This is a genomic window from Thiorhodococcus minor (assembly GCF_010820565.1).
Classification (GTDB): domain Bacteria; phylum Pseudomonadota; class Gammaproteobacteria; order Chromatiales; family Chromatiaceae; genus Thiorhodococcus; species Thiorhodococcus minor.
The window spans coordinates 1-3,392 of sequence record NZ_JAAIJQ010000183.1 but is presented as its reverse complement, the minus strand read 5'-3'; the positions used below and the strand labels follow the sequence as shown (position 1 = coordinate 3,392).

Here is a 3,392-nt window from a genome sequence, read left to right as displayed (position 1 = left end):
CAACTGAAGCTGCCGCCCTCTTCGTTCGCGAGCCGAGGTCGCTCGGGGGCGGTCACCTAGGGGCCGTCATGCTGGCGGAATTGCTGGCTGCGAATCCCTGAAGGCTAACCTGCGTCCCGACACGCAGGCGGCGGAGGCGATGCGGCGCAGTTGCTTCTTGGCGCGCGCGACTGCGTCCGAACGCGGCTGAAGCAGTGAGGCGCTCGCTAGTGCAGCACCTCGTCGAGCGAAGTCGCCGTCAGCACCCGCTCGGACCATTCGAGTAGGGTCGACTCGTCGGCCTGGGCAATGCGGATTTCGGCCGCATCGGGCAGCTCGCCGAATTTCAGACGCAGCTGTCGCGCCAAGACCCGGGCCTCGCCTTGCTGCATGCCCTGTTGCATGCCTTGCTGCATGCCCTGTTGCATGCCTTGCTGCATCCCCTGTTGCATGCCTTCTTCACGGAAACGTTCGGCGAATCGGCTCATGGTCTGTGCCTCGTCGGGGTAGTCCTGCGTGTATTGCTTGCGCTCATTATCGTCAAGGGCAGCATAGATGTCGATGAAATCCAGGTACTTGAGCCGTTTCTCGGGATCGGGCTCCAGGGCCGTGAGACCACGCACGGCCTGGGCGTAGACCTCGACTCGGCGCTCGGGTGGATAGGACATGTTGGGTAGCGTGAGGCGGGCGACCAGGTTGTCGCTGTCGCGGAAGTCATCGAAGGTCAGCTCGGCCAGCGCGCAACGCAGATAGTGGAAGTCGAGATAGACGTGGCGCTCGCCGCCCAGGCGCAGCTGGGTGGCGACACCGCTGGCCGCGCGCAGGAAGATCACGACCGGCACCACGCGCTGGATGTCGAGCAGTTCGGCCAGATCCAGACAGTAGTGGGCCAGGCGGTGGATGGAGAAGCGCCGCGCCTCGGTCTCTTCTTCGAGCACGAAGAGGATCGCCTCGCGCCGCCCATCCGGCCACTCGACCAACAGCGGCACGTCGAGTTCGCGAAAGCGCTCACCCAAGCGCTCCTGCAACTGCTCCTGACGCACCGGGAGGATGCGCGCATCAGCCCCGAGGTCGCCTGCCTCGGCTGCGGCAAAGAAGGCAAGCGCGGCACGCGGGTAGTCGAGGATGAGGTTCTTGAAGTTTTGATCGTGGGACATGGAGCCATCCGTGCACGAAACGTAATCGAAGGATTGTCTCCGCTCCACGTACAGATCGCAAAGCCAACGACGCTTCGGGTCAGTCCCGATGACGCTTGACCAATGCCCGGAGCGTCGCCCTCTCCATGTCCGTCGACTGCGGATCCACTTGCTTCCGCAAACGCTGAAATGGAAGTCGAAGGCTCCTACGCACTCGTTTGACCCTCTTACAGGAGACCAAAGAACCGCCATAGTTTGCAACAATACGAGACCTGACCCTTGCATCTTGTGCATCTTGCTTGCATCTCAACTGAAGCTGCCGCCCTCTTCGTTCGCGAGCCGAGGTCGCTCGGGGGCGGTCACCTAGGGGCCGTCATGCTGGCGGAATTGCTGGCTGCGAATCCCTGAAGGCTAACCTGCGTCCCGACACGCAGGCGGCGGAGGCGATGCGGCGCAGTTGCTTCTTGGCGCGCGCGACTGCGTCCGAACGCGGCTGAAGCAGCGAGGCGCTCGCTAGTGCAGCACCTCGTCGAGCGAAGTCGCCGTCAGCACCCGCTCGGACCATTCGAGTAGGGTCGACTCGTCGGCCTGGGCAATGCGGATTTCGGCCGCATCGGGCAGCTCGCCGAATTTCAGACGCAGCTGTCGCGCCAAGACCCGGGCCTCGCCTTGCTGCATGCCCTGTTGCATGCCTTGCTGCATGCCCTGTTGCATGCCTTGCTGCATCCCCTGTTGCATGCCTTCTTCACGGAAACGTTCGGCGAATCGGCTCATGGTCTGTGCCTCGTCGGGGTAGTCCTGCGTGTATTGCTTGCGCTCATTATCGTCAAGGGCAGCATAGATGTCGATGAAATCCAGGTACTTGAGCCGTTTCTCGGGATCGGGCTCCAGGGCCGTGAGACCACGCACGGCCTGGGCGTAGACCTCGACTCGGCGCTCGGGTGGATAGGACATGTTGGGTAGCGTGAGGCGGGCGACCAGGTTGTCGCTGTCGCGGAAGTCATCGAAGGTCAGCTCGGCCAGCGCGCAACGCAGATAGTGGAAGTCGAGATAGACGTGGCGCTCGCCGCCCAGGCGCAGCTGGGTGGCGACACCGCTGGCCGCGCGCAGGAAGATCACGACCGGCACCACGCGCTGGATGTCGAGCAGTTCGGCCAGATCCAGACAGTAGTGGGCCAGGCGGTGGATGGAGAAGCGCCGCGCCTCGGTCTCTTCTTCGAGCACGAAGAGGATCGCCTCGCGCCGCCCATCCGGCCACTCGACCAACAGCGGCACGTCGAGTTCGCGAAAGCGCTCACCCAAGCGCTCCTGCAACTGCTCCTGACGCACCGGGAGGATGCGCGCATCAGCCCCGAGGTCGCCTGCCTCGGCTGCGGCAAAGAAGGCAAGCGCGGCACGCGGGTAGTCGAGGATGAGGTTCTTGAAGTTTTGATCGTGGGACATGGAGCCATCCGTGCACGAAACGTAATCGAAGGATTGTCTCCGCTCCACGTACAGATCGCAAAGCCAACGACGCTTCGGGTCAGTCCCGATGACGCTTGACCAATGCCCGGAGCGTCGCCCTCTCCATGTCCGTCGACTGCGGATCCACTTGCTTCCGCAAACGCTGAAATGGAAGTCGAAGGCTCCTACGCACTCGTTTGACCCTCTTACAGGAGACCAAAGAACCGCCATAGTTTGCAACAATACGAGACCTGACCCTTGCATCCTCGCCCTGAACCTCGCCAGCATGGTCAGAGGACTCGCCCAGGTGCTCGCGACCCGTCGCCACGCCGCGCGCAAGCATCCCTATCAGGTCCGCTGGACCAGCAGCCTCTCGACCATGAAGCACACGCTTGTTCGGTTACTGATCGGCACCGTGCATCCTCCAACCACCCTGCTGACGCAGGCCGTCCTCGCGCTTTCCGATGCCGTCGAGGCGGTACGGCCAGACCGACAATTTCCACGCCGCAATCCCGGCAAGCTCAAGCCCGGATTCCACCCGGCGTAATGCCGGACGGCTTAAGTCCATGGCATTGGTGCGACACGAAGTTGCACACGTATTTATCAAGGAGATCAGAGATCTGGTGTTCTGCCACCAGTACCCTACCGGGCCATGCGTCGCGGGTAACTGCGGGGTGTGAAGCGCTCGGGACACTGTAGCCTCCGCCCACTGGGCGGGCAACCGACCCGCGAGGGGCGATTGCGACTGCCAGCCTCACGGTGGTCGGGAGCTGGGGTTGAAGGGGATGGCCAACTCAGGTGAACCGCTGTCGAGCCGTCGTTATTGACAACATG

Annotated in this window: 3 protein-coding genes; 1 reads left to right on the top strand and 2 read right to left on the bottom strand. The window is 62.9% G+C overall.

All coding sequences use genetic code 11. The annotated features are described in order from the left end of the window. Nucleotides 1–206: 206 nt before the first annotated feature. Both G3446_RS25990 and G3446_RS25985 read right to left on the bottom strand, forming a co-directional pair. Nucleotides 207–1,136: a hypothetical protein gene (locus G3446_RS25990; RefSeq protein WP_164456565.1), complete on the bottom strand. Its 930-nt coding sequence runs from the start codon at nucleotides 1,134–1,136 to the stop codon at nucleotides 207–209. 492 nt (nucleotides 1,137–1,628) lie between these two features. Then, nucleotides 1,629–2,558, bottom strand: a complete 930-nt coding sequence (locus G3446_RS25985; protein WP_164456565.1) for a hypothetical protein — start codon at nucleotides 2,556–2,558, stop codon at nucleotides 1,629–1,631. A gap of 286 nt (nucleotides 2,559–2,844) precedes the next feature. Here G3446_RS25985 and G3446_RS25980 point away from each other — a divergent pair, with 286 nt between their 5' ends. Continuing rightward, on the top strand, nucleotides 2,845–3,105 hold the full coding sequence (locus G3446_RS25980; RefSeq protein WP_164456564.1) for a hypothetical protein: 261 nt from the start codon (nucleotides 2,845–2,847) through the stop codon (nucleotides 3,103–3,105). Nucleotides 3,106–3,392: the final 287 nt, after the last annotated feature.

What these genes read in the sequence shown, in the direction of transcription:
- G3446_RS25985 (WP_164456565.1), bottom strand. Translation starts at nt 2,558, where the DNA reads ATGTCCCACGATCAAAACTTCAAGAACCTCATCCTCGACTACCCGCGT.
- G3446_RS25990 (WP_164456565.1), bottom strand. Translation starts at nt 1,136, where the DNA reads ATGTCCCACGATCAAAACTTCAAGAACCTCATCCTCGACTACCCGCGT.
- G3446_RS25980 (WP_164456564.1), top strand. Translation starts at nt 2,845, where the DNA reads ATGGTCAGAGGACTCGCCCAGGTGCTCGCGACCCGTCGCCACGCCGCG.